Origin of the sequence: Verminephrobacter aporrectodeae subsp. tuberculatae At4 (assembly GCF_000193225.1) — a bacterium.
Taxonomy (GTDB): Bacteria; Pseudomonadota; Gammaproteobacteria; order Burkholderiales; family Burkholderiaceae_C; genus Acidovorax; species Acidovorax aporrectodeae.
In genome coordinates this window covers 1-2,969 of sequence record NZ_AFAL01000522.1, presented here as the reverse complement: position 1 = coordinate 2,969, position 2,969 = coordinate 1, and the positions used below count along the sequence as shown (strand labels likewise).

The 2,969-nt window shown below is 71.1% G+C and carries 3 protein-coding genes; all 3 read right to left on the bottom strand.

The annotated features are described in order from the left end of the window. Positions 1-1,327 (bottom strand): sensor histidine kinase N-terminal domain-containing protein (locus VTU_RS0117745; RefSeq protein ID WP_010106679.1); only part of this gene is annotated, 1,327 nt, incomplete at its 3' end. A 10-nt stretch (positions 1,328-1,337) separates the two neighbouring features. Further along, entirely contained in the window at positions 1,338-2,030 is a 693-nt protein-coding gene (locus VTU_RS0117740; RefSeq protein WP_010106678.1) for a response regulator, read from the bottom strand. A 23-nt stretch (positions 2,031-2,053) separates the two neighbouring features. Then, positions 2,054-2,944: an acetylglutamate kinase gene (gene argB, locus VTU_RS0117735; protein ID WP_029554527.1), complete on the bottom strand. Its 891-nt coding sequence runs from the start codon at positions 2,942-2,944 to the stop codon at positions 2,054-2,056. Positions 2,945-2,969 lie beyond the last annotated feature (25 nt).

The window sequence follows — 2,969 nt, the reverse complement described above, 5'->3', positions numbered from 1 at the left end:
CAATCGCCAGCCCCAGGCCCGTTCCCTCGCCGCCCGCGCCGGGCAGCCGGTAGAAGCGCTGCAGGACGCGTGCGTGTTCGCCGTCGGGAACGCCGGGCCCGTCGTCCTCGACCTCGACGCAGGCCTGGGGCGCGCCGGCGTGCCCCAGGCGCCAGCCGCAGCGGATGGTGACCACGCCCCCCGCGGGGGTGTACTTGACGGCGTTGTCCACCAGGTTCGACAGCAGTTCGCGCAGCAGCCCGCCGTGGCCCGTGGCCTGCACCGGCTGCGCCTCCAGCCCCAGGTCGAGGCCCTTGCCGGTGGCCGCGTCGAGAAAGGTTTCGAGCACCGATTCGCACAGGTCCTTGAGGTCCACGCGCTGCGGCGGTTGGACGGCCAGGCTGCGCGCGTCGGCGCAGGACAGCGTCAGCAGCTGGTGCGCCAATTGCGAGGTGCGGCGCGTTGCGTGGCGCAGCTTTTCGATCTGCTGCGTGCCCAAAACGATCGCGCCCAGCGCGTGTTGCGCGGAAACTGCGGGCGTCTTCTGCGCGGGCGCCGCCCTGGCTGCCATGGCCCAGGCCTCGACCTGCGCCTGCAGGCCCGCGAGCGGGGTGCGCAGCTGGTGCGCGGCGTCGGCGACGAAGCGGCGCTGCGCCTCGGCCTGCGCGTCAACCAATGCAAACAGGCGGTTGAGCGAATGCACCAGCGGGCGCACCTCGTCGGGCGAGGCCGCTTCGTCGATGGGGCGCAGGTCCTGCGGCGAGCGGCGCGCAACCGCCGCGGCCAGCCCCACCAGGGGCTTGACGGCCTGGCGCACCGCCCAGTGGATCACCAGCCCGGTGGCGATGAGCAGCGCCAGGTTCGGCAGCAGCACCCGCATCAGCAGTTGCCGGACCCATTGCTGCTGCGGGTCCGACCCGTCGGCCAGGGCCAGCACCAGTTCCCCCGCGCCCGTGCGCGCGCGCTGCATGGCCACCCGGTAAGTCGTTGCGCGGAATTCCAGGCTGTGGAACTCGGGCGCCTGCGTCGCGGGGAGCGCGCCGCGCACCCAGGCGTCACCCAGCAGCAGGCGGCCCGCGCGGTCGCGCACGCTGTAGCCCGAAACCCCGGCGTTGCGCTGCAGGAAGTCTTGCAGCGGCGGCGTCGGCAGCAGCCGCGGCGCGCGGCCCGGGGGCTCGGGCGCGCGCACCGATTCGGCGAGCGCGGGCAGCAGCTGCGCCAACAGCTGGTCATAGCGGCCCGCAGCCTCGCCGGCCGCGCGGTAGTCGAGCCACAGGCCCACGAGCATGAGCAGGCACAGCGGCAACGCCAGCATCAGCGGTAGCCGGGTGCGCAGGGCGGAGCTCATCGCGCGCGGGTCAGGCGGGCCGAAGCTCCAGCCGGTAGCCAAAGCCGCGGATGGACCGCAGTGCCACCCCGTGGGGCTCGAGCTTGCCCCGCAGGCGCGAGACGTAGACCTCCACCGCGTTCGGCGTGATCTCCTGGTCCCAGCCGGTCAGGGCGCGCACGAGCTTGTCCTTGTTCGCGGGCTTGGGGTCGTGCATGAGCAGGTATTCGAGCACCGTCCACTCGCGCGGTCCGAGCTCGATCTCCTGCCGCACGGCGCCGCTGCGGATTCCCGCGCGGCGGCGCGCGGTGTCCAGTTCGAGCGGGCCAAAGCGCAGCACCGCGGTCGTCGCGGCCTGCGAGCGGCGCAGCAGGGCGCGCAGGCGCGCCAGCAGCTCGGGCAGCTCGAAGGGCTTGAGCATGTAGTCGTCGGCCCCCAGATCGAGCCCCCGCACCCGGTCCTGCAGGGCATCGCGCGCCGTCAGGATCAACACCGGCATGTCCGGGCTGGCCATGTTCGGGCGCCGCAGGCGGCGGGTCAGTTCCAGGCCGTCCATCGCGGGCAGGCCGAGGTCGATGACCGCCGCGTCGAAGGATTCGCTGCGCAGCACGGCTTCGGCCCGCTCGCCGCTGCCCACCCAGTCCACGGCGTACCCTGCGGCGCCCAGGCCGAGCTTGATGCCACTGGCCAGCATCACGTCGTCTTCAACCAGCAAAAGCCTCATGGCGTCGGTGTCCGTGTGCGGTTTCAGTGGCTGCGGATCATCGTTCCGTAGGCTTGGTCGGTGAGGATCTCGAGCAGCAGTGCGTGCGGCACGCGGCCGTCGATGATGTGCACCGCGTGCACCCCCGCCTTGGCGGCGTCGAGCGCTCCCGCGATCTTGGGCAGCATGCCGCCCGAGAGGGTCCCGTCGGCGAACAGCTCGTCGATGCGGCGCGCGCTCAGGTCCGTGAGCAGCTGGCCCGCCTTGTCCAGCACGCCCGGGGTATTCGTGAGCAGCAGCAGTTTTTCGGCCTGCAGCACGGTGGCGAGCTTGCTCGCGACCAAGTCCGCATTGATGTTGTAGCTCTCGTTGTCCTCGCCAAAGCCGATGGGGCTGATGACGGGGATGAAGGCGTCGTCCTGCAGCGCGCGCACCACGCTCGGGTCGATGGAGACGATATCGCCCACCTGGCCGACGTCGTGCTCGATGCGGGGGTCCCGGCTGTCGCGCAGCCTGAGCTTGCGCGCACGGATCATGGCGCCGTCGCGCCCGGTCAGCCCCACGGCCTTGCCGCCGGCCTGGTTGATCAGGCCCACGATGTCCTGCTGCACCTGGCCGGCGAGCACCCATTCGACGACCTCCATGGTCTCGTCGTCGGTCACGCGCATGCCCTGGATGAACTCGCCCTTTTTCCCCAACCGGTTGAGCGCGATCTCGATCTGGGGGCCGCCGCCATGAATGACGACGGGGTTCATTCCGACCAGCTTGAGCAGCACCACGTCTTCGGCGAAGTCGGCCTGCAGGGCCGGGTCGGTCATGGCGTTGCCGCCGTATTTGATGACCATGGTTTTGCCATGGAAGCTGCGGATGTAGGGCAGCGCCTGGGCCAGGATTTCGGCCTTGTCGCGCGGGGCAATCGAAAGCAGGTCGGTCATGGCGGTGGGTTGGCGGCGGGTTTCG